Origin of the sequence: Aeromonas sp. s2 (genome assembly GCF_040907935.1) — a bacterium.
In the GTDB taxonomy this organism is placed as follows: domain Bacteria; phylum Pseudomonadota; class Gammaproteobacteria; order Enterobacterales; family Aeromonadaceae; genus Aeromonas; species Aeromonas dhakensis.
In genome coordinates, this window is sequence record NZ_JBFOCR010000024.1 from 25,159 (window position 1) to 51,676 (window position 26,518).

Annotated in this window: 22 protein-coding genes and 4 tRNA genes; 9 read left to right on the forward strand and 17 right to left on the reverse strand. The window is 63.8% G+C overall.

Annotation, left to right across the window (positions count from 1 at the left end):
• Window positions 1–181: 181 nt before the first annotated feature.
• A complete protein-coding gene (gene bfr, locus AB5Y81_RS18910; protein WP_005314068.1) occupies window positions 182–661 on the reverse strand; it encodes a bacterioferritin in 480 nt (159 codons plus the stop codon).
• A gap of 144 nt (window positions 662–805) precedes the next feature.
• Window positions 806–1,012, reverse strand: coding sequence for a bacterioferritin-associated ferredoxin (locus AB5Y81_RS18915; protein WP_017779074.1), 207 nt, complete (start codon window positions 1,010–1,012; stop codon window positions 806–808).
• 137 nt (window positions 1,013–1,149) lie between these two features.
• Between AB5Y81_RS18915 and AB5Y81_RS18920 the strand changes: the two genes are divergently transcribed.
• Window positions 1,150–1,461, forward strand: a complete 312-nt coding sequence (locus AB5Y81_RS18920; protein ID WP_017779073.1) for an HlyU family transcriptional regulator — start codon at window positions 1,150–1,152, stop codon at window positions 1,459–1,461.
• The gene (locus tag AB5Y81_RS18925; RefSeq protein WP_279485224.1) at window positions 1,458–3,524 is read left to right on the forward strand and encodes a tRNA(Met) cytidine acetyltransferase TmcA; all 2,067 of its coding nucleotides are present in this window, start codon (window positions 1,458–1,460) and stop codon (window positions 3,522–3,524) included. The genes AB5Y81_RS18920 and AB5Y81_RS18925 overlap by 4 nt, the downstream gene beginning before the upstream one ends.
• Here AB5Y81_RS18925 and AB5Y81_RS18930 read toward each other — a convergent pair.
• Window positions 3,511–4,230 (reverse strand): SDR family NAD(P)-dependent oxidoreductase, encoded by a 720-nt coding sequence (locus tag AB5Y81_RS18930; RefSeq protein ID WP_201990177.1) that lies wholly within the window; start codon window positions 4,228–4,230, stop codon window positions 3,511–3,513. The two genes, AB5Y81_RS18925 and AB5Y81_RS18930, sit on opposite strands and share 14 nt — an antisense overlap.
• A gap of 205 nt (window positions 4,231–4,435) precedes the next feature.
• Here AB5Y81_RS18930 and AB5Y81_RS18935 point away from each other — a divergent pair, with 205 nt between their 5' ends.
• Window positions 4,436–5,449, forward strand: coding sequence for a chemotaxis protein CheV (locus AB5Y81_RS18935; RefSeq protein WP_005305558.1), 1,014 nt, complete (start codon window positions 4,436–4,438; stop codon window positions 5,447–5,449).
• A gap of 60 nt (window positions 5,450–5,509) precedes the next feature.
• Here AB5Y81_RS18935 and AB5Y81_RS18940 read toward each other — a convergent pair whose 3' ends face one another.
• A complete protein-coding gene (locus AB5Y81_RS18940; protein WP_026141005.1) occupies window positions 5,510–6,682 on the reverse strand; it encodes a nucleoside recognition domain-containing protein in 1,173 nt (390 codons plus the stop codon).
• Window positions 6,683–7,063: 381 nt separating this feature from the next.
• On the opposite strand from AB5Y81_RS18940, the gene AB5Y81_RS18945 reads away from it, so the two are divergent.
• Window positions 7,064–7,408, forward strand: coding sequence for a hypothetical protein (locus tag AB5Y81_RS18945; protein WP_267996196.1), 345 nt, complete (start codon window positions 7,064–7,066; stop codon window positions 7,406–7,408).
• Window positions 7,409–7,435: 27 nt separating this feature from the next.
• Here AB5Y81_RS18945 and AB5Y81_RS18950 read toward each other — a convergent pair whose 3' ends face one another.
• The 6 genes from AB5Y81_RS18950 to plsY form a co-directional block, all read right to left on the reverse strand.
• On the reverse strand, window positions 7,436–8,779 hold the full coding sequence (locus tag AB5Y81_RS18950; protein WP_010635979.1) for a potassium channel family protein: 1,344 nt from the start codon (window positions 8,777–8,779) through the stop codon (window positions 7,436–7,438).
• A 255-nt stretch (window positions 8,780–9,034) separates the two neighbouring features.
• A tRNA-Asn gene (locus AB5Y81_RS18955) sits at window positions 9,035–9,110 on the reverse strand.
• Window positions 9,111–9,118: 8 nt separating this feature from the next.
• A tRNA-Phe gene (locus tag AB5Y81_RS18960) sits at window positions 9,119–9,194 on the reverse strand.
• Between the two features lie 3 nt (window positions 9,195–9,197).
• Window positions 9,198–9,273, reverse strand: a tRNA-Thr gene (locus AB5Y81_RS18965).
• 52 nt (window positions 9,274–9,325) lie between these two features.
• Window positions 9,326–9,401, reverse strand: a tRNA-Phe gene (locus AB5Y81_RS18970).
• 47 nt (window positions 9,402–9,448) lie between these two features.
• Complete coding sequence (plsY, locus tag AB5Y81_RS18975; protein ID WP_016352149.1) at window positions 9,449–10,111, reverse strand: glycerol-3-phosphate 1-O-acyltransferase PlsY; 663 nt, start codon at window positions 10,109–10,111, stop codon at window positions 9,449–9,451.
• A 176-nt stretch (window positions 10,112–10,287) separates the two neighbouring features.
• Between plsY and folB the strand changes: the two genes are divergently transcribed.
• The 3 genes from folB (at window position 10,288) to AB5Y81_RS18990 (ending at window position 11,825) form a co-directional block, all read left to right on the forward strand.
• Window positions 10,288–10,659, forward strand: coding sequence for a dihydroneopterin aldolase (gene folB / locus AB5Y81_RS18980; protein WP_279485223.1), 372 nt, complete (start codon window positions 10,288–10,290; stop codon window positions 10,657–10,659).
• Between the two features lie 52 nt (window positions 10,660–10,711).
• Window positions 10,712–11,221, forward strand: a complete 510-nt coding sequence (gene folK / locus AB5Y81_RS18985; RefSeq protein ID WP_017779068.1) for a 2-amino-4-hydroxy-6-hydroxymethyldihydropteridine diphosphokinase — start codon at window positions 10,712–10,714, stop codon at window positions 11,219–11,221.
• A 121-nt stretch (window positions 11,222–11,342) separates the two neighbouring features.
• Window positions 11,343–11,825: a YbaK/EbsC family protein gene (locus tag AB5Y81_RS18990; RefSeq protein ID WP_017779067.1), complete on the forward strand. Its 483-nt coding sequence runs from the start codon at window positions 11,343–11,345 to the stop codon at window positions 11,823–11,825.
• A gap of 9 nt (window positions 11,826–11,834) precedes the next feature.
• Here the strand turns inward: AB5Y81_RS18990 and mdtD are convergent, their stop codons facing one another.
• The 4 genes from mdtD to AB5Y81_RS19010 all read right to left on the reverse strand — a co-directional run bounded on the left by mdtD (window position 11,835) and on the right by AB5Y81_RS19010 (window position 16,557).
• On the reverse strand, window positions 11,835–13,223 hold the full coding sequence (mdtD, locus tag AB5Y81_RS18995) for a multidrug transporter subunit MdtD (RefSeq protein ID WP_017779066.1): 1,389 nt from the start codon (window positions 13,221–13,223) through the stop codon (window positions 11,835–11,837).
• Between the two features lie 61 nt (window positions 13,224–13,284).
• On the reverse strand, window positions 13,285–14,412 hold the full coding sequence (locus tag AB5Y81_RS19000; protein WP_017779065.1) for a GTP-binding protein: 1,128 nt from the start codon (window positions 14,410–14,412) through the stop codon (window positions 13,285–13,287).
• A 9-nt stretch (window positions 14,413–14,421) separates the two neighbouring features.
• Window positions 14,422–15,816: a D-arabinono-1,4-lactone oxidase gene (locus AB5Y81_RS19005; RefSeq protein WP_017779064.1), complete on the reverse strand. Its 1,395-nt coding sequence runs from the start codon at window positions 15,814–15,816 to the stop codon at window positions 14,422–14,424.
• 123 nt (window positions 15,817–15,939) lie between these two features.
• Complete coding sequence (locus AB5Y81_RS19010; protein ID WP_017779063.1) at window positions 15,940–16,557, reverse strand: LysE family translocator; 618 nt, start codon at window positions 16,555–16,557, stop codon at window positions 15,940–15,942.
• A 76-nt stretch (window positions 16,558–16,633) separates the two neighbouring features.
• On the opposite strand from AB5Y81_RS19010, the gene AB5Y81_RS19015 reads away from it, so the two are divergent.
• Window positions 16,634–17,542 carry a LysR family transcriptional regulator gene (locus tag AB5Y81_RS19015; RefSeq protein ID WP_279485222.1) on the forward strand — a complete coding sequence of 303 codons (909 nt, stop codon included), beginning with the start codon at window positions 16,634–16,636 and terminating at the stop codon, window positions 17,540–17,542.
• Window positions 17,543–17,546: 4 nt separating this feature from the next.
• Here AB5Y81_RS19015 and AB5Y81_RS19020 read toward each other — a convergent pair whose 3' ends face one another.
• The 3 genes from AB5Y81_RS19020 to AB5Y81_RS19030 all read right to left on the reverse strand — a co-directional run bounded on the left by AB5Y81_RS19020 (window position 17,547) and on the right by AB5Y81_RS19030 (window position 24,370).
• Entirely contained in the window at window positions 17,547–19,121 is a 1,575-nt protein-coding gene (locus tag AB5Y81_RS19020; RefSeq protein ID WP_017779061.1) for an EAL domain-containing protein, read from the reverse strand.
• A 164-nt stretch (window positions 19,122–19,285) separates the two neighbouring features.
• On the reverse strand, window positions 19,286–21,883 hold the full coding sequence (gene acnB / locus AB5Y81_RS19025; protein WP_005305603.1) for a bifunctional aconitate hydratase 2/2-methylisocitrate dehydratase: 2,598 nt from the start codon (window positions 21,881–21,883) through the stop codon (window positions 19,286–19,288).
• 228 nt (window positions 21,884–22,111) lie between these two features.
• Window positions 22,112–24,370 carry a patatin-like phospholipase family protein gene (locus tag AB5Y81_RS19030; protein ID WP_010635968.1) on the reverse strand — a complete coding sequence of 753 codons (2,259 nt, stop codon included), beginning with the start codon at window positions 24,368–24,370 and terminating at the stop codon, window positions 22,112–22,114.
• A gap of 247 nt (window positions 24,371–24,617) precedes the next feature.
• Here AB5Y81_RS19030 and AB5Y81_RS19035 point away from each other — a divergent pair.
• Window positions 24,618–26,518: methyl-accepting chemotaxis protein (locus AB5Y81_RS19035; protein ID WP_368146765.1), on the forward strand; the 1,901-nt coding region annotated here is incomplete at its 3' end.

The following is a 26,518-nucleotide window of genomic DNA, read 5'->3' on the forward strand; positions in this document are numbered from 1 at the left end:
TTATTGTTTGCCCCCGAAAAGGGGTTCCAATAGTGCACCTCTCTCGCTCGCTTTTTTGCGACATGATTAACAAAAATAAGCTTACTTTTCATGATGATAAGGCCCATGAAAAGCTATGCAGACGGACATTAAAAAACCCGCCTGAGCGGGTTTTTTAATCGTTTTTTCATGCCATAACTATTCAGGACGAGCCGTGATGCAGCTGGGACTGCTGATAGTTCTCCAGCCCGATGCGATCGATGAGATCGAGCTGGGTCTCCAGCCAGTCCACGTGCTCCTCTTCATCTTCCAGAATATCCTGGAACAGGTCGCGGCTGATGTAGTCCTGCACCGACTCGGCATAGGCGATGGCCACCTTCAGATCCGGGATGGCATCCATCTCCAGCGACAGGTCACAGCGCAGCATCTCCTCCACCGTCTCGCCGATGCGCAGCTTGCCCAGATCCTGCAAGTTGGGCAGCCCTTCCAGAAACAGCACCCGCTTGACCAGCTCGTCGGCGTGTTTCATCTCATCGATGGACTCGTGATACTCCTTGTGCCCGAGCGCCTTGAGGCCCCAGTCATCATAGATGCGGGCATGCAGAAAATATTGGTTGATGGCTATCAGCTCATTGGCCAGCACCTTGTTGAGGTGGGCAATGATCTTGGGATCTCCTTTCATCGACAGTGCTCCTTGGTTCGTGCCTGAGGCTTAGATCCTTAGAGCTTAGTCCAGAAAGATGACAACAAGAGGTCCGGCGAACTTGCTCGCCAGCGGGAAGGAATTTAAAAAACAGGTCGGTTTTTACCGACATTGCGACCTTGTTCAGGCCACCTCGTAGTAGAGCGGCACCTGTTCCAGCTCGGCCTTGTCGAGTTCGGCGGCGATGATCTCCATGGTCATGCGCACGCATTTGCCGCACTGGGCGCCGACGTCGAGCGACTGCTTGAGCTGGCGAAACTCGGTCTTGCCTGCCTGTACCGCCTTGCGGATCTGGGAATCTGTGATGCCGCGGCACAAACAGACGTACATAGTGTTTACCTCATGCTGGATTGCCATGAAATCTAAATGAGAATGGTTCGTAGTGCAAATAACGATTGGTAATAAGATCCCCCGCTTGCCAGCCATCAACCCCTTGGTGACAATGCTCTGTCACTGAGGGAAACATCATGCTCAAGAAACTGTTCACTGCCCTGTTTGGCGGCCAGCCCGCTCCGGTCGCCGAAGTCACCCCCACCGAGTACGCCGGCTACCTCATCTATCCCGAGCCCATGGCCGAAGGGGGTCAGTATCGGCTGGCTGGCCGCATCACCAAGGAGCTGGACGGCGTGCTGCAGACCCACCGCTTCATCCGCTCCGATCTGTTTGCCAACCCCGCCGATGCGGAGCGCTTCATGGTGCAGAAGGCGCACACCTTCATCGGCCAGATGGGGGATCGCATGTTTGAGCCCCGCAAACCGGCCGACAGCACCGCCTCATGATGCCGGCGGCACTCGACGAGCTGCGCCAGGCGCTGGCCCGCGCCGGTGAACGGCGGCTGATCTGGCTGGAAGGTGACGAGGCCGATTGCATCTCCCGAGCCGAGGCGCTGCTAAGCGGCGTCAGCTACTGGCTGGGAGATGGCCCGAGCGAGCACCACCCGCAACCGGCGGCCAAGGCGCTGCAGCGACTCGGTCAGGAGTGCGACACGCTTGTGTTCAATGCGTTCAGCGGTTTTCACCCCGATGCGTTCGGGGCGCTGGCGGGCACCTTGCGGGCGGGAGGCCTGCTGCTGCTGCTGACCCCGCCGCGAGCACAATGGCCTGCCTGGCCGGATCCGGACCGGGTTCGGCTGGTGGCACAACCGGAAGACATGGTGTTGGCGGGCCACGGCTTTCTCGCCCGGCTGGTGCGGCAGCTTGCGGGCGACCCTGCCCTCGAGCTAGCCCCTCCTGCTACGACAACCCCGTGGCAGCCGGTTGGGCCGGCGCGGCCATTGAGCTGCGATCAGGCCCGCGCCCTGCCCGCCATCCACAAGGTGTTGCACGGTCACCGCCGCCGCCCGCTGGTGTTGAGCGCGGATCGGGGCCGCGGCAAGAGCAGCCTGCTGGGGCTGGCCGCCGCCGAGCTGCTGCGCCAGCAACCCGATCTGCAAATCGTGGTGACGGCCCCCTCCCAGGCCACGGTCACCACCCTGTTTGCCCGCGCAGCTCGTGTCCTTGAAGACGTACCACAACTGCTGGCAGGGCTCAGCTACTGTTCGCCGGATCGGCTGGTGCACGAGCCGTTGCAGCCCGACCTGCTGCTGGTGGACGAAGCCGCCGCCATTCCCACCCCGCTGCTGGAGGCCATGCTGGCCCGGCACGGTCGCATCGTCTTCGCCACCACGGAGCACGGCTACGAGGGCACCGGGCGCGGTTTTCACCTGCGCTTCAAGCGGGTACTTGATCGCGAGACACCCGGCTGGCAGGAGATCCACCTGGCCGAGCCGATCCGCTGGAGCAGCCGGGATCCGCTGGAGCCGCTGGTGTTCCGACTGCTCGGCCTCAACGCCGAGGTCGAGACGCCGCCAGCGCCCACCCAGCCTGGCTGGCGCCGGCTCGAGCAGGATGCACTGGCTGCCGACGAGGGGCTGCTCCATCGGGTGTTCGGCCTGCTGGTGCTGGCCCACTACCAGACCACGCCGAGCGATCTGCGCTACCTGCTGGAGAGCCCCGCCCTCGACATCCACCTGCTGGAGCAGGGTCCGCATCTGCTCGGGGTGGCGCTGGTGGCCCGGGAAGGAGAGATAGATCCTGAGCTGGCCGAGGCGATCTGGGCCGGGCGCCGGCGCCCGCGCGGCCATCTGCTGCCCCAGTCGCTGCTGGCGCACGCCGGCTTCAAGACCGCAGGTACGCGCAGCTACGCCCGGGTGATGCGCATCGCCATCCACCCGACTCTCCATCGCCACGGGCTGGGGTCGCTCCTGCTAACCCGCCTCGAACAACATTATCAGGCGACAGGGCTCGACTATCTGGGCTCCGCCTTCTCGGCCAGCGCCGATCTGCTGCCCTTCTGGCGCAAGGCCGGGCTCAGGGTACTGCGCATCGGCCTGCAGCGGGATGCCGCCAGCGGCAGCCACGCCGCCCTGCTGCTCAAGGCGCTGAAACCGGCCCGCGCCGCCGAGCTGGCCGACTGGCACCAGCGCTTCGTGCGTCAGCTGCCCACCCTGCTGGCGGGTGAGCTGAAAACCCTTGAATCCGAGCTGGTGTGGCAGTGCCTGCAGGATGCGGAGGCCAGCTCGAGCGGGCTCGATGAGTTTGATCAGGATGAGCTGGCCTGCTTTGCCCACCACCACAAGCCGTTCGAGCTGTGCCAACCCAGCCTGCAACGCTGGCTGGCGGGCAACCTGACACAACTGGCACAGCTTGACCCCGCCGAGCGGCAACTGCTGATCGCCACCATCTGGCAATATGCCGACTGGGGAACATTGGCGGCCAGGCTGCAACTGGCGGGCAAGCCGGCGGTCATCAAGGCGCTGCGCGGCCTGCTGGCCCGGCTGTTGCCGCCCGCTACCACTCGATAGGTTCGCCTCGCCAGTCGAGGTAGCTCAGTTCGCCATCCGGCGTCAGCCGCGCCATCAGCGTCACCAGATGCGCGGCAGCCTGCTGCGGGCTGTGCAGGCTGCCGGCGGCCAGGTTGCCGTGAAACGGCCGCGAGAGCGGGGTGTCCACCGTGCCCGGATGAAACGCCAGCAGCTTGACGCCGGGCGCCCGTCTGGCGAGCTCGATGGCGGCGCACTTGAGCAGCATGTTGAGGGCTGCCTTGGCGGCGCGATAGCCATACCAGCCCCCGGTGCGGTTGTCGCCAATGCTGCCGACCCGGGCACTGAGCACCGCCAGGGTACAGGGGCCAGACCCCAGCAGGGGTAGCAGCCGGCTGATCCAGCGCAGCGGCAGCAGGGCGTTGGTCTGGTAGAGCTGGGTCATGGCCTCGAGGTTGAGCGCCTCGAGCCGCTTCTCCGGCCGGATGCTTCCCTGCTGCAGCAGGCCGTTGCAGATCACCAGCCAGCGCGGCCTCGGCGCCAGCTCACCGATGCGGGCCACCGCCTCTGCCAGCTGTTCATCACTGTAATCGCAGCGCAGCCAGTGCAGCTTGCTGCTGTCGAGCCCCGCCGGTTGCGGCTGGCGGCTGATGGCGATAACGGAGGCAGCACCCGCCGCCAGCCAGTGCGCCACCAGGGCGCTCCCCAGCCCACCGCCGGCACCGATCACCACGACACTCTCTTCCATGACTCCCCCCTTGCGGCGAGTGTGATGGCCTTCTCCATCGCCCCGCGCTTTTCCTGATAGGCTGATACGCGCCTTCCAGCCTGCGGGATCAAGCGGTTATGGAGGCGATCTTGTGTGGATCCCGTCGTCAGCGGCGGATCCATTCCTATACTGAGGGAAAACCGCAGCGGCTGCTGCCAGCGCAACCAGAAGCACGAGAGTGACCATGATGGCCAAAGACGGGGAAGAGCGTAAATCCATTCTGACCGAGAGCGGCACCAACGAGCTCGAGATCATCGAATTCCACCTCAAGAAGCAGCTGCCCGATGGCCGCGAGAAAATAGCCTACTACGGCATCAACGTCGCCAAGGTGCGCGAGGTGATCCGGGTGCCGGAGACCACCGACTACCCCAACGCCCAGCGTCACATGGTGGGGGTTTTCTCCCTGCGCGAGCGGCTGATCCCGCTGGTGGATCTGGCCGGTTGGCTTGGTATCAAAACCAACCCGGACAACAGCAACAAGGTGGTCATCGTCACCGATTTCAACAAGATGGCGAACGGCTTCCTCATCGACAGCGTCAGCAGGATCCACCGGGTCTCCTGGGAGGATGTGGAGTCCCCCAGCCAGTTCCTGGAGGCGGGCGAGAATGACTGCGTGGTGGCGGTGGTCAGGCGCGACGGCAACCTCATCATGATCCTCGACTTCGAGAAGATCATCGCCGACATCAACCCCGAGCTGAGCATGGAGAAGTACGATGTGACCCAGGATCGCAAGGTCATCATCGACGATCGCATGATGGCCATGCGCCAGGCCAAAACCATCCTGGTGGTGGACGACTCCGCCTTCATCCGCAAGATGATCGAGACCACCCTGCGCACCGCGGGCTACAACGTGGTGACCGCCAAGGACGGGGGCGACGGGCTGGAGATGTTGATGGAGTTCGATCGCCTGTCCCAGGAGGAGAAGATCCCGGTGGCCGAGTTCGTCAGCGGCATCATCACCGACGTGGAGATGCCCCGCATGGACGGCATGCACCTGCTCAAGCGGCTGCGCGACACCCCCGCCTTCAAGACCATTCCCATCGTCATGTTCTCGTCGCTGATGAGCGATGACAACCGCCAAAAGGCACTGCAGCTGGGGGCCAACGACACCATCACCAAACCGGAGCTGGGCCGCATGGTCGGCATGATGGACAACTTCCTGCTCGGCATCCCCATTCCCAAACCGGGCAACCTGTGAGGCCGCCAGTCGGCCATACAAGCAAAAGGGCGCCTCGGCGCCCTTTTGCTGCTTGATGGATCAGCCCAGCCAGAGGTAGAGCTGGTGAGCCGCCACCCCGGCGCACAAGCCGCCGATGGTGTGGGCCACGATGGCGCGGGAGGTGAGATGACGATAGCCGAGTGCATCCAGCATGGCGGTGTGGGTGCTCAGGAAGCCGCTCCAACACATGCCCATGGCGGTGAACACCGCCACCTCGTTGCCGGTGATCCAGCCCTTGCCGATGAAGGGAGGCACCAGCGACATGGCGGCCCCGACCGCCCCCAGCGAGGTGACCGGGAAGGCTACCAGCTCGGCGTGGGTGAAGCCGAACAGCAGCTCGAACAGCCAGCCCACCTTGGCCGCCAGCACCGGCAGCAGCGCCACCCCCTGGAAGGCTTCGCCGGTATACCCCTTCTCACCAGGGCCGAAGGTCAGCAGCATCACGAAGGTGCTGATGATGAGTACCCCGGGGATCACCGCCATCCCCAGTTCCACCCCGGACTTGCCGCCGTCCAGCAGGGCGTTGAGCACCCGCAGCCAGGTAGGCGCCGCCTCCCGGCGCAGGCCGGGTTTGGCCCCCACGCTCGCCACCTCGTCGGAAATCGGGATCTCCCCCACCAGCGGGCGGATCATCCGCTGCATCAGACGGGTCGATACCACGGAGCCGATGAGGGCGCCGAGCAGGCCGATCAGAGCCGCGCTGGCGGTGGACTCGCCCCCCGGCAGCTGCAGGGTGGCCATGAAGGTCACCACGATCAGCCCCATGCCGAAGGCGGTGCCGAAGTTGGTGAGCGACACCAGCTGCCAGGGGGTGAAACCCTTGCGAAAGCGGCTGTCCCTGGCGAGGCTGATCACCGCCGGGTTGTCGGAGAAGAAGGTCATCAGGGCCGCCAGTGCGGTGCGGCCCGGCAGCCGGAACACCGGCTTCATCAGCGGCGCCAGCAGCACCTCCAGCAGGCGGATCACCCCGAACTCGCTGAGCAGCTGGCTGAGCGCGCCAGACAGCACGGTAATGCCCATGATGAAGAGCACGGTATTGAGCAGAAGCTGGTGGGCGGTGTTGAACAGGGTGTTGACCAGGGCGGAGAGGCCCATCTGGCTGCCGAGGTAGCCAAACAGGCTGCCAAGGATGGCCAGCACCAATACCGGCTCCAGCCAGCGGCGAAGGGAGGCCGTCCCCTGGTGAGAATCTTTAACTGCTTGATTTTCCATACCAATCCTGAAATCTGTCGCTGTGTGGTGAGTATTGTTGTTATGGCACCCATAAAGCAGGAGCCCTTGTCTTGCGACAAGGGCTCCTTGCATTGATTCTTCTTCCGGACTCGAGCTGTGCCATGCGGGCTGACTGCCCACCACGCTGGCGACTGAACCGGGGAGGAGAAAACGGGTGGCCGGACGATCCTGTCCAGTCTGCCCGTCTCGCGCCAGCGCACCGGCACCACGGCCTGCCCGGCGACGAAACGGGGCGGCAGTATAGCAACTGGGGCCGGTCGGCGAAACAAGGGGACAACCGGAGCGGATTGCCGCCCAGCGCCTGCGCGGGTAAGCTTCCCCATCTGCAATCGACTCCGTCATTCACCATCCGGCAGCAACATGGGCAGCACCATGAACGACCTCGCGACCTATATCAGGGCCATCCATCGCCAGGCAGGACCGGCGATACTCGTCCGCCAGCAGAGCGAACAACACAGCGAGCAGGACGAGAGCGGCACCCTGACCCACCACCGGCAGACCCATTATTGGTTTGCCAACGGCGTGGTCATCTGCCACCAGCTGGAGCTGGACGAAGAGCCCTCCCCACAAGTCTGCCCGGAGTGCTGGATCAGCTACCGGGTGGTCGCCAGCCCCATCCCCATCACCCCTGTGCGCAAGCTGTTCCACAACCCCTGCCAGGAGGCCTTCTGGCTCAAGATGCAGCAGATCACGCCGGCCGGCTGACCTGCTCGACCAGTGACCGGTGCGCCGTCAATACTGCTTGGTCTTGGAGGCAAACCCCGCCAGGAACAGCCCGGTCAGGAACATGCCGCAGAAGGCCTCGATGGCCGACAGCAGCTGCAGCGGGGAGGAGGTCTGGGAGATGTCGCCATAGCCCAGGGTCACGAAAGTGACGATGCTGAAATAGAGCGAGCGCCCAAGATGGTCATGGGTGACCGATCCCGGCGCCAGATAATAGGTCAGGGTCGCCAGCAGGATCACCCCCATCGACAGCAGCAGGCTGCGGATCGGCCGCTCGCCGAAGCCCCAGGTGATGAAGCTGATGAACTTGGCGGCGCATTTCAGGTAGCACAGCAGGGTGAGCCAGCCTTTCTTGAGCCAGCCGCTGCGCAGCCAGCACTCCTTGAACAGCTCCCTGGGGCTCGCCAGCGACTTCATCTCGTGCAACTTCTCCTTGTAGTAGCACTCGCCGGCATCGACGGTATCGCCCACGCTGGAGAAGAGCCGCTTGGCATTGCGATAGAGCTTGCTGGCCTCGCTGTGATCGACCCGACCATTCTCGTTGTAGGCCACCTGCACCTTGTCCAGGTTGGTGTGCTCCATGGTGGCGTCGAAGTTCTTGGCCCGCACGTTGAAGTTTTTCAGCACCGCCCGGGAGGAGTGAAAACGGATCTCCTCGCACTCTATGGTGAAGTCCTGAAACACCCCGTCCTCCAGCGCCAGCTCCCGCTTCTTGGCCCATGCTCTGTGGTCCCACAGCAGGGAGTCGAACAGATCGAGCCCGATCACCCCGCCGTTGACCCTCACCCCCTTGGCCGAGCAGTGCCACAGATAGACCTTGGAGTTGTTGACGGCGCCATCCAGCGAGAGCTCGTCCAGGCAGGTGAAGTCGAGCAGCCGGCCGGAGATGATGGGGCTTTTCAGCTCGACGCCGCCGATGTTGAGCAGCCGGTGCCTGCCCAGCACCTGGGCCTCCCCCTTGTTGTTCTCGGAGACCGATAGCAGGCTCTGCACTCGCTTCACCTCGTCCTTGCCGTGTTTGCCGGCCAGCCACATGCAGTAGGGTTCAAAGCGCGTCTCGGCGCGGATCAGCCCGCTCTTGCGCAGGGACTCCAGCGCGCTCGAGGCTGTCTCATAGAGTCTGATCTTGTCGTCGCTCATGTAGAGGCACAGGCTCAGCACGCAGCGGGAGCTGATGAAGCGGGCGATGCCGATCTGGAAGATCACCTGCTTGTCGATCTTCTGCTCCGTCATCCAGTCGTCGAAATGGGGCAGCGACGCCACCAGCAGATCCCAGATCAGGGGGTAGTCGTTGGCCCGGCGCCACTCGTTGAACTGTTCGGGGGAAAGCTGCCAAAGCTCTGTTGCATTCATGCATGACCTCACTCAAGAAAGCGGTCCCGTTCTCCTGCGCCCACCGATGCGGCAGAGGTCGCCAGGGCAAGATGGGCAGAATAGGGACTCATCACGCCATCATACTAGGCGGGCGGGGGAAGTCACTGGCGGGAACGATACGGCAGGAGCGCTGCGACAACTTGCCGTCGAGCTGAAGAGATCTTGCTCAATGGGGCACCGGAGGCCGGAAAACGGGCAAAGAAAAAGCCCAGCATTGCTGCTGGGCTTTTGAATTGGCTCCTCCTGCTGGGCTCGAACCAGCGACCTGCGGATTAACAGTCCGTCGCTCTACCGACTGAGCTAAGGAGGAATTATAAGTGGTGCCCAGAGACGGAATCGAACCGCCGACACGGGGATTTTCAATCCCCTGCTCTACCGACTGAGCTATCTGGGCAAATGGTGCCGGCTACCGGAATCGAACTGGTGACCTACTGATTACAAGTCAGTTGCTCTACCTACTGAGCTAAGCCGGCACACTTTAAACCATTGTGCATGAACAAGTTTTTCTTTCACGACACCAAAATTTGGTGCCCAGAGACGGAATCGAACCGCCGACACGGGGATTTTCAATCCCCTGCTCTACCGACTGAGCTATCTGGGCGTGGGCGCTATTAAACGGATTTTAAGGCAGGTGGTCAACGGGAAATTTCACTTTTTGTCTCGTTCGTCTCTTTTTTGCTCAGGATCATCCATTTCCAGCACTTCTTCCTGCTCGGCGCGGTTCTGGCGGCCCCAGACTCTGGGCTCCTCCCCTTTCAGCAGGCGGGCGATGTTCTCGTGATGGCGGATCAGAATGAGACAGGAGAGCAGCGACACCGGCAGCGTGTATTCCGGCTTGAGCAGGTAGGTAAAGAGCGGGGTCAGCAACACGGTAATGATGGAGGCCAGCGACGAATAGCCGCTCACCAGCAGCACCAGCAGCCAGGTGCCGATCACCGCGCCCCCCATGGTGAAGCCGATGGGCATCATGGTGCCGAGCGCCGTGGCTACCCCCTTGCCGCCACGAAAGTGGAAGAAGATGGGGTACATGTGGCCGAGACAGGCTGCCACCCCGATAAAGCCGAGGTAGACGGGTTTGATCTGCAGATACCAGGCGAGATAGACGGGAGCCGTGCCCTTGAGCACATCGAGCAACAGCACCACCACGGCCGCCAGCCGACCACCGAGGCGCAGCACATTGGTGGCCCCCGGGTTGTGGGAGCCGTGATCACGGGGATCCGGCAGACCCGTGATGCGGGAAACCAGCACAGCACTGGACAGCGAGCCGCCCAGGTAGGCCAGAATAATCATCAAAATCGTCAGGGCCGTCATCTTGGTCGTTTTTACCACGATATGAATGGGGTATGATGCGGGCCACATTCTCTGGCGCCTGCGTGGGGTTGCCCACCGCGTGTCGCCCAAACCGGCCGCCGGCACTCATCCGCTGGCCAGGCCTGCATCCCTGCGCTGTCATCACAGCCCATCAAGAGTAAAGAAGAAGTACTGTCATGGACAAGGTGTTTATTCGCGGACTCGAGGTTTTGACCACTATCGGTGTATACGAGTGGGAGAAAGGCATTCGCCAGAAGCTCTGTTTCGACCTCGAGATGGGGTTCGACAACCGCCCCGCCGCCGCAACCGACGATATCAATCTGGCACTGGATTACGCCACCCTCTCTCGCAAGATCTGTGATCACATCGCCAGCAAGGTGGTGGAGCTGGTCGAAACCATGGCCGAACAGGTCGCCATGCTGGTGCTGGCCGACGAACGGGTGCAGTGGGTCAAGGTCACCCTGACCAAGCCGGGTGCCGTCCCCAATGCCGCCGGTGTCGGCGTCGAGATCCTGCGTCACCGCACCCCGGCCGCGAGCGCCAACTGATGACCCGCATCTATATCAGCCTGGGTTCCAGCCAGATGACAGGGAGCACCGCATGACTCGTGTCTATATCAGCCTGGGATCCAACATCGAGCGGGAACGCCATATTCGCGCCGGCCTCGATGCGCTGCAGGCCGAGTTTGGCGAACTGCAGGTCTCCCGGGTGTTCGAGAGCGAGGCGGTGGGCTTCAACGGCCGCCCCTTCTACAACCTGGTGGTGGGTGCCGACACCGAGCTGCCGCTGGCGACCCTGTGCCAACGGCTGCGCGCCATGGAGTTCGCCCACGGCCGCGAGCCGGACGCCAAGAAGTTCGCCCCGCGCACCCTGGATCTCGATCTGCTGCTCTACGGCGAGCTGGTCTGCGAGACGCCGCTGGTGCTGCCGCGCGGCGAGATCCTCAGCAACGCCTTCGTGCTCTGGCCACTGGCCGAGCTGGCGCCCAAGTTCTGCCACCCCGTCGATGGCCGCACCATCGGCGAGCTGTGGGCGTGCTACGACAAGGCCTCCCAACGGCTCTGCCCCATCCCCTTTCACTGGGAAGCGGGCGCATTGCAGCACCACTGAACAACAAGGGCACCCACGGGTGCCCTTGTTGTTGATGGACAGAGCTGATAACGGATAAGAAACCGTGATTGGGCCTGTGCCACGGCAAGTGGCAGGATGGCCGCCATCACAGGAGGACCCCATGCCACTCGATACCATTCACGACTTCAACTGCCGGCTGCTGGCCAAACTGCCCCATCAGCGTTTCGAGCACGAGCCCATCCTCGACTACGCCACCGATGAAAAGGTGAGAGCCCGCCTCGGCTGGCAGGCCGAGTTCAGCAAGACCCTGTTTCTCAAGTTCAAGGATGGCCGCTTTGCGCTGCTGCTGACCCACAGGGACGGCCGGCTCGACAACAAGGCGGTCAAGGCGGCGCTCGGCGCCAAGCCCTCCATCTGCACCGCCGACGAGATGCAGGCCGAAATCGGCTGCCTGCCGGGCGCGGTCTGCCCCTTCCTGCCCCGCGCCGACATCCCGCTGCTGGTGGATCCCGTGCTCATGACCCACCACGCCTTTACCTGGACCCCGGGCCACCCCGAGCAGACCTTCCTGCTGGAAACCGTCCACCTGGCCGGGCTGCTGGCCCAGCTGCCCTGCCAGGTGAGCTACCTGCCGGCCCCCTGAGCCCGCAGCTCAGCGCTTGTCCCGCGCCAGCTGGGCGAAGATCAGCGCCGCCAGCATCGACATCAGGCCGATGCAGAGGTAGGTGAGGTGAAAGCCTCCCAGCCACTGGCCATCCGCCGCCGCCGAGCCGGCAGAGAAGAGCCCCAGCAGGCTGGCGGCGATGGCCACCCCCAGGCTCATGGAGAGCTGCATCACCACCGACAGCAGGCCGTTGCCGCTGCTGGCGAACTCCGGGCTGAGATCCTGCAGGGTCAGGGTGTTCATGGCGGAGAACTGCAGCGAGTTGATGGCGCCGAACACCATCAGCCAGCCCAGCAGCACCCAGTAGGGGAGCTGGTTGTCGATGAGGGAGAAGCTGGCGATCATCACCCCGAGCGCCAGGGTGTTGCCGATCAGGATGCGGCGATAACCGATGCGCGGAATGAGCTTGTTCACCAGCGTCTTGGTCAGCATGGCCCCCAGCACGGTGGGGATCATGGTCATCCCCGCCTTGCTCGGCGAGAAGCCAAGCCCCAGTTGCAGAAACAGCGGGGTGAGAAACGGCATGGCGCCGCTGCCGAGGCGGGCGAACAGGTTGCCCCAGATGCCGATGGCAAAGGTGCTGGTCTTGAACAGCCCCAGCCCGAACAGCGGCTCCTCGGCATTGGCGGCGTAGAGCCAGTAACTCGCCATGGCGGCCAGCCCGAACAGCAGGGCAAACAGCGCCCAGCCGGTGGAGATGCTGTGCTCCCCCAGCCCCTGCAGGCCCACCGACACCAGCACCATGCCGGCGCTGAACATCACGAATCCCTGCCAGTCGAACTTGGCCGTGCTCTGGCGCAGATCCGGCATGAAGTACCAGCTGGCGATAAAGCCGAGCAACCCCACCGGCAGGTTGATGAGAAACACCCAGTGCCAGCTCGCCACTTCCACCAGCCAGCCACCCAGTGCCGGGCCGATGAGCGGCCCCACCAGGCCGGGGATGGTGACGAACGACATCACCCGCAGCAGCTCGTGCTTGCTGTAGACCCGCAGTACCGCCAGCCTGCCGACCGGCATCAGCAGGGCACCACCGATCCCCTGCAGTACCCGGGCGGCCACCAGCACCGGCAGGGAGTTGGCGGCCGCGCAGGCCAGAGAGCCCAGGGTAAACAGCAGGATGGCGGCCAGATAGATGCGCCGGGTGCCGAATCTGTCCGCCAGCCAGCCGGAGGCGGGAATGAGCAGCGCCACCGTCAGCATGTAGGCGATGATCACCGACTGCATCTGCAGCGGGCTCTCACCCAGGGTCTCGGCCATGCTGGGCAGGGCGGTGTTGAGGATGGTGCCATCCAGCGTCTGCATGAAGAAACCGACCGCCGTGAGCGGCGGCAGCCATTTGCGCTGGGCAGGGGTCACCATGTGTGTGCTATCGGGCATCTACAGCCACCTCCTCTTCAGACAAAAAAAGACCCGCACAAGCGCGGGTCATCTCATTACATCAGGCATCAGGCTGGCCGAGCATGGCTCTGAGCTGCTCTTCCAGGCTGGGCTCGGGCGCCTTGAGGGTATCAAGGAACAACCGCTCTATGCCCGCCTTGTCCTGACTCTTCACGATGAACACCAGCCGGGACTGGGCCTTGCCTTCCGGCCACTCCCCCAGCGCCTGCAGCGGATAGAGCTGGCCGTGGACGCCGTGGATCACCACCGGCTGGCTCTCCCCTTCCAGCTGCAATATGCCCTTGAGCCGCAGCAGCGCATCGCCGTATTGCGCCTGCACCGCGTCGATGGCGGCCAGCAGGCGGGAGGGCTTGAGCGGCTCGCCGATGCGCAGGGAGAAACTCTCTATATTGCCATGCTCGAAGTGGGTCGGCGCAGCCGTGCCCACCTTGGCGGCGAACGGCTTCATCTTCGGCTGCATCGGTGAGGCCAGCCCCTGCCTGGGGGCTTCGGTACGCAGCCAGGCCAGCAGCTGGCGCACGTCGCGCCCGGCCGCCTCGTTGTAGGCCCCCAGCTTCTCCAGCACGGCGGGCGAGAGCACCCCGTTGCTGACCCGCTCGACGGGGGCCGCCGGGTTAAGGGTCGCCAGCTGGGCTTCGACCCGTGCCAGCGTCTCCTCATCCACCAGATCGCCCTTGCTCACCACCAGCAGATCCGCCAGCGCCACCTGTTTCACCGCTTCATACTGAGCCGCCAGCTGCTGCTCGATATGGCCGGCATCCACCACGGTGACGGTGCCGTCGAAGCGGTAACGCTGGGCGATAAAGCCCTCCTCCCTCAACGTGAACAGCACGGGGGCCGGATCGGCGAGGCCTGTGGTCTCGATAATGAGTCGTTTAAAAGGCTTAATTTTCCGCTGAATGGCCTTCATAAACAGCCCCTGCAGCGCCTCCACCAGGGAGCCCTGCACCGAGCAGCAGATGCAACCGGAATCGAGCAGCACCACCTGCTCGTCCACCTGCTGTACCAGGTGGTGATCCAGCCCCACCGAGCCGAACTCGTTGATCAGTACAGCGCACTCGCCAAGCTCGGGCTGCTTGACCCAGTGGTTGAGCAGGGTGGTCTTGCCGCTGCCGAGAAAGCCGGTCAGCAGGGTCACGGGGATGCGGGTATCTTGCATATCGGTCATGTCGGATCCTTACCGGTTGGCAAACAAGTCGGCGAGCCAGCGGTTTTCAAAGCGGCCGTGGGGGTCGAGCTCGCCCTTGAGGGCCAGGAAGTCGTGCCAGCGCGGCAGCAGGGCCGGGAAGTCGTAGAGATCCATCGCCAGGTGCTTGCCAAAGTGCGGGATGCCGCCAAGCGGTACCAGCAGTTGCTGCAGCTCGCGCATCTGCTCCATGGAGCCGTTGACGAAGGTGCCGTCCGCCGCCAGATAGACCAGGAACCCGATCCAGCACACCGACTGATCATAGGCGGCGCTGAGCCAGGCTTCGGAGGGGCCGGTGCAGCGCAGGATAAAGGGGTAGTGCAGCACGCCCGGGTTGGCCTGCTGCCAGGCCTGCAGGGTCTCCAGCGCCTCGTTCATTCGATGCAGCGGCACCGCCACTTCGCAATTGATCTGGGGCGCCGGGATCCCCTTGCAGAGGATCTGGTAGACGTTGCCCACCAGATCGGAGGCATCCTTGAAGCGGCGCACCGTCTCGAAGTGCTCGCCGGCCAGCGCCTCATCCTTGGTGTCCTTGGCCATCTTCTGCAGAGTCGCATCTATGGTGGCATTCATGCGGGCGTCGATGTCGCCCTCCAGCAGCAGCGGCTCGCTGCCACCGGCGCGGTAGCGGGCCACCTCCTCATCGGAGGCGGGATCCACCAGCCAGATGTGGCTCTCGCCGGTCCAGGCGAACCACCAGCTTTTCACGAAGGCGTGCTCGCGGTTGAGCCGCTCGTTGTGTTCCAGCAGGAAGGGGTAGTCGGTGGTGAACTTGGTGCAGCGCATGATGCGGTTGGGCACGGTCTGCAGGGTGACGTCGAGCAGGATGCCGAGCATGCCCATCCCCATCACGAAGGCACCGAAGCGGGGGTCGGTGCGATCCACCCGGATGATGTCGCCACTGGCCAACATCACGGTCAGGGCCGCCACCGCATCACAGAGGGCGGACTGGTGCAGCCCCTGGCCGTGGGTGCCGGTGCTGAGCGCACCGCCCAGGGTCTGGATGCCGATGACGCCGGGGGAAGCCGGCAGCATACGCTCCATGGCGATGAGATCGGCGTAGACGGTGTCGAGCGGGGTGCCCGCCTGATAGGTGACGGTGTCGGCGGTCTGCGCCAACTGGCCACGCAGGTGGTGCAAGTCCACCAGCAGCGCCTGGCTGCCCTCGGCATAGACGCTGTGGATGGGTTCGAAGGAGAGGCCGGAGCCGATGAGGCGCAGCTTGCGCTCGGGGTTTTCCCGCAGCAGTTGCTGCAGTTCGTCGCGATTCTTCGGACGCCACACCTGCTCCAGTGCGCCGAGGGGATTGGTCCTGGACCAGTTGAACAGCACCTCCCGCTGACCTATCGCCTTGATGCTGTGAAATGCCTGGAACCTGACCGTCATACCGCCCCTCATCTTTATTGACGTCAAAATGAGCGCCAATTCTACCGAAAAGCGGACCACAAGGCATGAAAAACAAGCCCCTACAGTCGGGGGTGGATAGGGGAGAGCGCCTCTCCCCTCGCCTCAGCGTGTCTGCTGGGTCAGTGCCAGCAGCATGCCGAATCCCACCAGCAGCCCCCCAAACACCCGATCGATCCAGTGGCGCACCGCCAGCAGCCGACCCCGTACCGAGTCGGTGGAGAAGAAGATCGCCACCGCGCTGAACCAGACGGCGTGGGCCAGCACGATGAAGGCACCGTAACCGAGCTGGACCGCCAGCGGTGTCTGCGGCTGCACCACCTGCATGAACAGGCTGACGATGAAGATGGTGGTCTTGGGGTTGAGCACATTGGTCAGGAAACCGGTGCGCAGCGCCCCCAGGCTGGAGAGGGCGGGCTGCTCGACCAACATCTCGTCGGTTGCCGGTTTGGCCCGCAGCATCTTGATGCCGAGGAAGATGAGGTAGGCGGCCCCCGCCAGCTTGATGAGGTTGAACAGCCAGAGCGACTGCTGGATCAACAGCCCCACCCCGAGCAGGGTGTAGGTGACGTGCACGCAGACCCCGGCGCCGATGCCGAGCGCCGTCAGCACACCGCTGCGGCGCGAGAGCAGCAGGCTGTTGCGCGACACCATGGCGAAGTCGGGCCCGGGGCTGATGACGGCAAAGAAGGTAATGGCCACTACGGCTAACAGTTCGGTCATGAAAATAGTCCTGATCAGATGGAATATCGGCTATTTTATTTGTCCATGATGCCAATAACGAACGATAACTTCTGACATGAACGGTGAGAATAACTCACAGAAAAGCCTGTCGCTGCCCCCCCTGACCGCGCTGCGCTGTTTCGAGGTGGCGGCCCGCACCGAACACTTCAGCCGCGCCGCCGACGAGCTGCACCTCACCCACGGCGCCGTCAGCCGGGCGGTACGGCTGCTGGAGGAGGATCTGGGGGTCATGCTGTTCGAGCGGCGCCAGCGCCGGGTCTTTCTGACCGAGGCGGGCGAACGGCTCTATCAGGCAGTCAGGGAGGGGCTGGGCGGCATCCGCCAGACGGCGCAGGCACTGCGCCAGCAGGGACGACCATCCTCGCTGGTCATCTCCTGCGAGCCGACCCTGCTGATGCGCTGGCTGATCCCGCGCTGGCCCGCCTTCCAGGCCCTGCACCCCGAGCTGGACGTGCATCTGATGGCCGGTGGCGGCGCCCTCAACTTCGGTAGCGGCATCGATCTCGCCATCCGGCGCAACGACTTCCAGTGGCCCGCCGAGCTCTACGGCCAGCCGCTGTTCGAGGAGCTGACCGGGCCTGTCTGCCAGCCGGGCAAGGTGGCGCACTTCTTCGAGACGGGGGCAAACGGTCCGGCCCTGCGCCCTGGCGCCCCCCGCCTGCACACCAAGACCCGGCCGGGGGCCTGGCAGGAGTGGTTGCAGCACGCCGGCCAGTCCGCCGGCGAGGAGGCACCGGGGCAGACCTTCGAGCACTTCTACTTCAGCCTGCAGGCGGCGGTTGCCGGGCTGGGAGTCGCCATCGGCCCCTACCGGCAGGTGTGCGACGACATAGAAGCCGGCCTGCTGGTGGCGCCGCTCGGCTTCATTGCGGATGGCACCGGCTATCACCTGCTCGCCCCCGCGCCTCCCGCTCCCGGCAGTGCCCACGCCAAGCTCGCGGAGTGGCTGCACGCCCTCACCTGACGACTCAGGCCGAGAGCGCCTGCCGTGCGGGATCGGCGCAGGAGTGGCGCAGCACCTCCTGAAATTCGCGCAGCGGCAGCGGGCGGCCAAACAGATAGCCCTGCAGGTAGTCGACCCCCTTGCCCCTCAGGTAGTCGGCCTGCCGGCGCGTCTCCACCCCCTCGGCCACCAGCGCGAGGCCGAGCCGGGTTCCCAGATCGATCACGTTGTCGACTATGTGCTCGGAGAGGGATTCGGTGCCGATCCTGCCGATAAATGACTTGTCTATCTTGAGATAGTCCACATGGAACTGCTGCAGGTAGTGCAGGCTGGAGTGGCCGGTACCAAAGTCGTCGATGGCCAGCCTGACCCCCATCTCGTCGAGCCGGCGAAACAGCGCCAGCGTCTTGGGATCCGCCACCAGCAACTCCCGCTCGGTCAGCTCCAGCACCAGCACCACCTGGCCAGGCGCGAAGTGATCGAGGAAGCGCCGGCACCCGGCAAGCAGCGTCATGTCGCGGCAGTGGACGGCACTGATGTTGAAGCTGATGTGAAAGCCGTGGGGCACCAGCTCTCGCGCCATGCTCAGCTCGCGGGCCACCTCCTCCATCAGCAGGGTGGTCATCGGCACGATCAAGCCGCTCGCCTCCGCCTGGGGGATGAAGAGATCGGGGCGGATCAGCCCGGCCGTCGGGTGCTGCCAGCGCATCAACACTTCGCCTCCCATCACCCGACCACTCCCCGCCTCCACCAGCGGTTGCAGATAGGGTACGAACTCCCGGTTGCGCAGGGCACGGGCCAGCTCGATCCCGGGGGAACGGGGTCGCCCCAGCAACCACCAGATGAGCAGGGCAAAGCCGAAGCAGATCCCCAGCAGCAGCAGGATGGCCCAGGGGCGGGTCTGCCAGAGAGAGCGCCAGAGCGAAGGGAGATCGTGCCCGGCATAGATGGAGAGCGGGTAGCGGGCAGAGCGGATCTCATGGCCGGCCAGCATGGAGGGCGCCTGCGGCTCTTCACTCAGCACGCCCCGCTCATCCAGCCACTGCTTGCCTACGTGCAGCAGCAGGGTGCAGGGGTGGCCACTCAGCACCAGCATGAAGCGCAGGTAGTCGCCGTCTATGGTGCTGAAGATGGCGCCCTTGCCCTCGCTGTCGCGCAGCGCCAGCAGGGGGTGATCGGCCCGCACCTGATTGCCGGCCATCAACCGCAGCCGGCCACCGCTGTAGTGCTCGAGCCGATCCGGCCACTGGATAGCACCAAACAGCGAGTTGCAGTAGATCCCCTGCTCCCCCACCAGGTTGACGGTGCGCACGAAGGGCACCAGCGCCACCTGCTGGCGCAGGGTGAACAGGGCCTGCTCGCACGGTTTGTCAACGAAGGGACGCAAGGCCTGGTTGGCCTCCTCTGCGTGGGTCAGCATGGTCTCCATCAGGGTGACCGCCTGCCGGGCCGAGCGTTGCGACTGGCGATCCAGCGTCTGCAGATGACCGTGGTAGATGGTCCACAGCCCGAGCGAAAAGGGCAGCATGAACAGCAGCAAGGTGCATCCGAACCTTAGCCAGGTGCGGGAGAAATCCAGGTTGAGCGGCGACATCGACATGGCGGGACCATACAGCAAACATGGCAGCCCACCTTAACAGCCGATGCTGAATCAGGCCCTAACATGCGCAAAGATTGACCAACTGCTGACAGCGAGACAAACAAAAGCCCCGGCATGAGCCGGGGCTTTTTATTGGACTGTCTGCGCCATGATGGCGCCGGCCCTTATACCGCTTGCTGCAGGATCACCGCATCGGCCTTCTTGGTGTAGGAGGCGATCTCGTTGAAGTTGAGGTAGCGATAGGTGTCGGCGGCAGTGGCATCCAGCGACTTGGCATACTGCAGGTACTCCGCCACGGTCGGGATCTTGCCGAGGATGGCGGCAACCGCAGCCAGTTCGGCAGAAGCCAGATAGACGTTGGCCCCCTTGCCCAGACGGTTCGGGAAGTTGCGGGTGGAGGTAGAGACCACGGAGGCCCCTTCCGCTACCCGCGCCTGGTTGCCCATGCAGAGGGAACAGCCGGGTATTTCGATGCGGGCACCGACGCGGCCGAAGATGCCGTAGTAGCCCTCTTCGGTCAGCTGATCCTTGTCCATCTTGGTGGGCGGGGCGATCCACATGCGGGTCGGCAGTTCGCCCTGGTACTTCTCGAGCAGTTTGCCGGCGGCGCGGAAGTGGCCGATGTTGGTCATGCAGGAACCGATGAACACCTCGTCGATCTGGTCGCCGGCCACGCTGCTCAGCAGGCGGGCATCGTCCGGATCGTTCGGCGCACACAGGATGGGCTCCTTGATGGTGGCCAGATCGATCTCGATGATCTCGGCGTACTCGGCGTCCTTGTCCGCTTCCATCAGCACCGGGTTGGCCAGCCACTCTTCCATCCCCTTGATGCGGCGGGTAATGGTGCGCACGTCGCCGTAGCCTTCGGAGAGCATCCATTTCAGCATCACGATGTTGGACTTCAGATACTCGATGATCGGCTCTTTATCCAGCTTGATGGTGCAACCGGCGGCGGAGCGCTCGGCGCTGGCATCCGCCAGCTCGAACGCCTGCTCCACCTTCAGGGTCGGCAGACCTTCGATCTCGAGGATGCGGCCGGAGAAGATGTTCTTCTTGCCTGCTTTCTCGACGGTCAGCAGCCCTTTCTGGATGGCGGCGTAGGGGATGGCATGGACCAGGTCACGCAGGGTGATGCCCGGTTGCAGTTCGCCCTTGAAGCGCACCAGCACGGATTCCGGCATGTCCAGCGGCATCACGCCGGTGGCGGCGGCGAAGGCCACCAGACCGGAGCCCGCCGGGAAGGAGATGCCGATGGGGAAACGGGTGTGAGAGTCACCACCGGTACCCACGGTATCCGGCAGCAGCATGCGGTTCAGCCAGGAGTGGATGACGCCGTCACCCGGACGCAAGCTCACGCCGCCGCGGTTCATGATGAAGTCCGGCAGGGTGTGGTGGGTCTGCACGTCGATGGGCTTGGGATAGGCCGCGGTGTGGCAGAAGGACTGCATGGTCAGGTCGGCGGAGAAGCCGAGACAGGCCAGGTCTTTCAGCTCGTCGCGGGTCATCGGGCCCGTGGTGTCCTGGGAACCGACCGTGGTCATCTTGGGCTCGCAGTAGGTGCCGGGGCGGATGCCCTTCACGCCGCACGCCTTGCCCACCATCTTCTGGGCCAGGGTGAAGCCCTTACCGGTGTCGGCGACAGGCTGCGGACGACGGAACACGGTGGAGAACGGCAGACCCAGCGCCTCGCGGGCCTTGTCGGTCAGGCCACGGCCGATGATCAGCGGAATACGGCCACCGGCGCGCACTTCGTCGATCAGCACGTCGGTCTTCAGTTCAAACTGGGCCAGCACCTGGTCGGTGCCATGCTTGCAGATCTTGCCCTGGTACGGGTAGATATCGATCACATCGCCCATTTCCAGCTTGGAAACGTCCACCTCGATGGGCAGGGCGCCGGCATCTTCCATGGTGTTGAAGAAGATGGGGGCAATCTTGCCACCCAGGCAAACGCCGCCGGCGCGCTTGTTCGGCACGAACGGAATGTCGTCGCCCATGAACCAGAGCACGGAGTTGGTGGCGGATTTACGGGAAGAGCCGGTACCGACCACGTCACCCACGTAAGCCAGCGGGAAACCTTTCTCTTTCAGGGCATCGATGGTCTTGATGGGGCCGATGACGCCATCCTTGTCCGGGGTGATGCCGGGACGGGCGTTCTTCAGCATGGCCAGGGCGTGCAGCGGAATGTCCGGGCGGGACCAGGCGTCCGGCGCCGGTGACAGATCGTCGGTGTTGGTTTCGCCGGTCACCTTGAACACGGTGACGGTGATCTTCTCGGCCAATTCGGGGCGGGAGAGGAACCACTCGGCGTCGGCCCAGGATTGCATCACCTGCTTGGCGTGGGCATTGCCGGCCTTGGCCTTCTCTTCCACGTCGTGGAAGGAGTCGAACATCAGCAGGGTGTGGGAGAGGCCCTTGGCGGCAAGAGGAGCCAGGGTCGCGTCGTCCAGCAGGTCGATCAACGGCTGAATGTTGTAACCACCCTGCATGGTACCGAGCAGCTCGACGGCTTCGGCAGCGGTGAGGATGGGAGAGTGGGCTTCGCCCTTGGCGACGGCGGTGAGGAAACCGGCTTTGACATAGGCCGCTTCATCAACGCCTGGGGGAATACGGGAGGACAACAGCTCTTTCAGAAAGTCTTGTTCACCGGCGGGCGGGTTCTTGAGCAGTTCAACCAGGGCGGCGACCTGCTCTGCGTCCAGAGGTTTGGCAACCACGCCTTCGGCGGCACGTTCTGCGACGTGTTTACGGTATGTTTCAAGCACGACTAATTCCTCTTTGGTCTTTTTTTGGGGTTCGCCCACGCTCGCGGCGATCGTCCTTGCGGGACACCCGTAGGGTGCCCCCCACTATATAAGTTTTAACGACTAATTAAAATCCAAAGCCTGTACAGATATTCATCAAAACGACATAACCATCTAAACTTGCTGATGTTTTACAAGTGGATAAATGGCACACCAGAAATAAGTTAACAAAAAGGCATCATTTTCCCGTTATTCGAACGTGCTGCCCAATTGCAGATAGAACATGTCGTTGCCCCCCTCCGCCATGCCGTAGCCGAGGAAGATGGGGCCGAGGAAGCTCTCCACCCCGACGTAGACGGAGCCGGCGGTGAAAGAGCTCTCCACGCTGATATCCCTGCCGCTGTTCCACACCCCACCCTGCTCGATGGAGCCCCCCAGATAGAGTGGGGCCCGCAGCGCGCCGAAGTCGTTGTCAGCCACCCGGTAGATGTAGCGCAGCCCGCCAAACAGGCTGTAGCGGCCGCTCAGCTGGTAGCGCTGGAAGCCGGACATGCGGAACAGTCCGCCCAGATCCTGCACGAACAGCGGGTACTCCTCCTGGGAGGTGGAGCCCCCTCCCTCCAGCAGCAGGTTGAGGCTGTGTCTGTCCCAGGACCAGGGCTTGATCATCGCCAGGTGGTAGTTGACCCCCTCGTAGCGATCATTGATGTCACTGCTGTCATCCAGCCGGACGGCGGAGTAACCCCCCTTGATGTCCCAGTAGGCGCCCTGATAGGGGAAGTAGCGGCTGTCGAGGGTGTCGTGCTCGAAACGGACATAGGGGCCCCAGGAGGAGGCATCCACCTTGGCATCCGCCACGTTGCGAATGTCTATATCCCCCATTTTTCCCTCCAGCCCGAGCGAGAGACGGCTCCAGGGCTGACGATTCCAGCCCACCGCCAGATCGACGCTGGTGAAGCTGTATTCGGAATCGACATAGCTCACCCCATCGGCCGCCCGCGTCTCCTCGGGCATGAAGATGCGGCGCTGGGTCTTGTCATAGGCCAGGCTCGCCTCGCCGAAGAAAGTCTGGGAGGGCTCCAGCGGGGTGTAGAAGTCGGTCTTGAAGTGCTTGGCGGTACCGAGCGATGCCTCGGTCAGCCACTCGCCCCCCCAGTCGTTGACGTTGGTGAGGGTGTAGGACATGCCCACGTTGTAGTTGGAGCTGCTCTCGAAGTCATCGGAGAAGCCGAACTGGAAGTTGAGGTAGCCCGGCCCCCAGTTCTTCTCGCTGGCGTCGACCACCAGCACGTTCTCGCCACCCCGCTCCACCACCTCGTAGGTAATGCGATCGAACGACTCCAGCGCATAGAGCCGGCGAATGCCCGCCTCCAGGCTCTCGTTGGTCTGGATCTTGTCGGGGCGCACTTTCAGCATGGCGCGCACCGTCTCGTCGGAAAGACGGGACTTGTTGATGATCTCCACCTTGTCGATGTAGTAGGCGGGCTGGCCGCTGCGCTCGGCACGCCGGCTCAACTTCTGGTTGCGATAGGCGGCATAGGCGGCCGGCGAGAGGGAGAGCTTGTCGAGCCGGGCCGAGGCGCGGTTGGCCACCTCCTCCCCGAGCTTGATCCCCTCCGGCATCAGGGCGAAGTCGGCAATGCCCATGTTGCCGAACTCGGGCGTCAGCAGAATGTCGTCTGGCCCCATCAACGCCTTCTGTTTCTCGGTGCCGACCTGGGTCATGTAGGTGGTGAGCTGGTCGATCATGGCGAGCCCCGATTTCAGAGACTCGCGGGTGCGCAGCCTGGCGCTGATGTCCACCGCGATCACCACGTCGGCCCCCATCGCCTTGGCCACGTCCACCGGCATGTTGTTGACGGTACCGCCATCGGCCAGGATGTGCCCCTCCCACTCCACCGGTTTGAGGGCGCCGGGAATGGACATGGAGGCCTGCATCGCCTTGGCCAGGCTGCCGTGGTCCAGCACGAAGGGGGTCACCGTCTCCATGTCGGTGGCCATGGCGCGGTAGGGAATGGGCAGATCGTTGAAGCTCTTCTGTACCGGCAGGTTGGAGGTGGCGTGGCGCAGCAGGCTGGCCATGGACTGGCCCTGGAAGAAGCCGTCGGGGAACTGGACCGAGTCGCCGTTGATGCCGATGTCGGTGCGCAGCTGGTACTGTTCGCTCTGCTGCTTCTTGCGCAGGGAGAGTTCGTCGCGCCCTACCTTGTCCTGATAGCCCTTGTTCCAGTCGATGGCCAGGGTGGTGCGCTCCACCTCTTCGGCGCTGAGCCCCATGGCGTACATGCCCGCCACGTAGGAGCCCATGCTGGTGCCCACTATGATGTCGACCGGGATGCGCTTCTGCTCCAGCACCTTGAGGATGCCGATGTGGGCCGACCCTTTGGCGCCGCCGCCGCTGAGTACCAGGGCAATTTTGGGCCGTTCGGGCTGGGCCGCCGCCATCAGCGGCAGACAGGCCAGCAAAATCAGGAACAGTGGGTTCCATCCTCGACGAAAGATGCGCATATGATTTTCCATTGAATCCAGGGCGAGCCAGCTAGGCAGTGAAGCCTACTATAAGGTGCGCAAAGCGAACCGCAACAGTTGGCAGGGGTTATCGATGCGCATTCCGACGCAGGCGGGTACGGCCCAGCCAGGCAGCGATGTGAGCGCAAACGTAATCCATCAATAAAGTGGGCCGGCCTATCAAGGGTGGCGCCGGGCTGCCGCTAATATGTGCTCAATCCCGCGTTCATCCATCCGAGTCACTCTTATGCTTGCAAGCCTGACACTCAAACAGAAAATCCTGGCCACGGTCACCCTCGCCGTGGTGCTCTCCTGCCTGCTGGTAGGCTACTTCAGCCAGCGCTCGGCCCAGCAACTGATCGAAACCCGCATGTTCGAGCAGGAGCTGCCCAACCTGACCCAGCGCATCGGCAAGGAGATCGAGAAGGATCTCACCTCGGTCGCCGGTGCCGCCAGGCAACTGGCCAACGATCGCTTCGTGCTGGACTGGGTCGAGCGCGGCATGCCCAAGGAGCAGGAGTCCATCCTCATCAACCAGCTCAAGGACATGACGAGCCAGTATGGTCTGGTCACCGCCTCCTTCGCCGATCGCCAGAGCGCCGCCTACTACAACCAGGACGGCTTCCTGCGCAACCTCACCCCGGAGCAGGACGCCTGGTTCTACGGCTACACCAAGAGCCAGCAAGACCTGATGCTCAGCATCTTTCGCGAGAGCAACGGCGAGGTGAAGCTGTTCGTCAACTTCCAGCAACTCAATGGCCGCGGCCTCGCCGGTCTCGCCAAGTCACTCGACAGCATGGTCAGCATGCTCGCCAACTTCCGCATCGGTGACAGCGGCTTCGTCTTCATGACCGATGGCAGCGGCAAGGTGAAGCTGCACCCCGACGCCAGCCGCATCGACCGGGACAGCCTGACCCAGCTGGCAAGCGGCAGCGGCGATCTGTTGGCCAAGCAACCCTTTGCCGCCACCCACGCCGAGGTGGATGGTCAGCCGGTGGTGCTGGCCAGCAGCTACATCCCCCTGCTCGACTGGTACCTGGTGGCCCAGGTGCCAGAAGCGGAGATCTATGCCGAACTGGATCGGGCACGCCTGCACATCCTGCTGGTGAGCCTGGCCATCGCCGCCGGCATGGGCCTGCTCGGTATGCTGCTGGCCGGCTCGGTGAGCCGCCCGCTCAACCAGCTGGCCCGCCTGTTCCGCGAACTCGGCAGCGGTGACGGCGACCTGACCCAGCGCCTCAAGGTGGAAGGGCGGGATGAACTGGCCCAGGTGGCCACCGGATTCAACAACTTCGTCGCCAAGATCCACGGCTCCATCGAGCAGGTGGCCGACAACTCCCGCCAGCTCGCCGCCACCGCCAACGAGGTGGCCGCCAAGGCCCAGCTAACCCAGCACAACTGCACCGCCCAGCGGGATCGCACCGTGCAGGTGGCCACCGCCATCCACGAGATGGGGGCTACCGTGAGTGAAATCGCCGGCAATGCCTCGCTGGCGGCAGACGTGGCCAAGCAGGCCAACGAGCAGGCCGACGCCGGCGCCGTGGTGGTGGCCCAGGCCCGCCACGGCATCGTCGGCCTCTCCGGCGAGATTGAAGGGGTGGCCGGGGTCATCGAGTCGCTGGCCAGCCAGACCGACTCCATCGGCAGCATCCTCGACACCATCCGCAGCATCTCGGAGCAGACCAACCTGCTGGCGCTCAACGCCGCCATCGAGGCCGCCCGTGCCGGCGAGCAGGGCCGCGGCTTCGCGGTGGTGGCCGACGAGGTGCGCAACCTCGCCAGTCGCTCCGCCGCCTCCACCGCCGAGATCCAGGGCATGATCAACCGGCTGCAGGAGCAGAGCGCCCGCGCGGTCAGCGCCATGACCCAGGGCCGCAACCAGAGCCTGGAAGTGGTCACCCAGGCCGATGCCGCCAACGGCGCCCTCGGCCAGATCACCGCCCACATCACCCAGATCAGCGACATGAACATCCAGGTCGCCACCGCCACCGAGGAGCAGTCCAGTGTGGTGGGCGAGATCAACCGCAACGTGGAAGACATCAACCAGCTCACCATGGAGACCGCCGACATCGCCCACCAGCTCACCGAGTCGAGCCGCAGCCTGCAGCACCTCTCCGGCGAGCTGGACAAGCTGGTCGGCAACTTCCG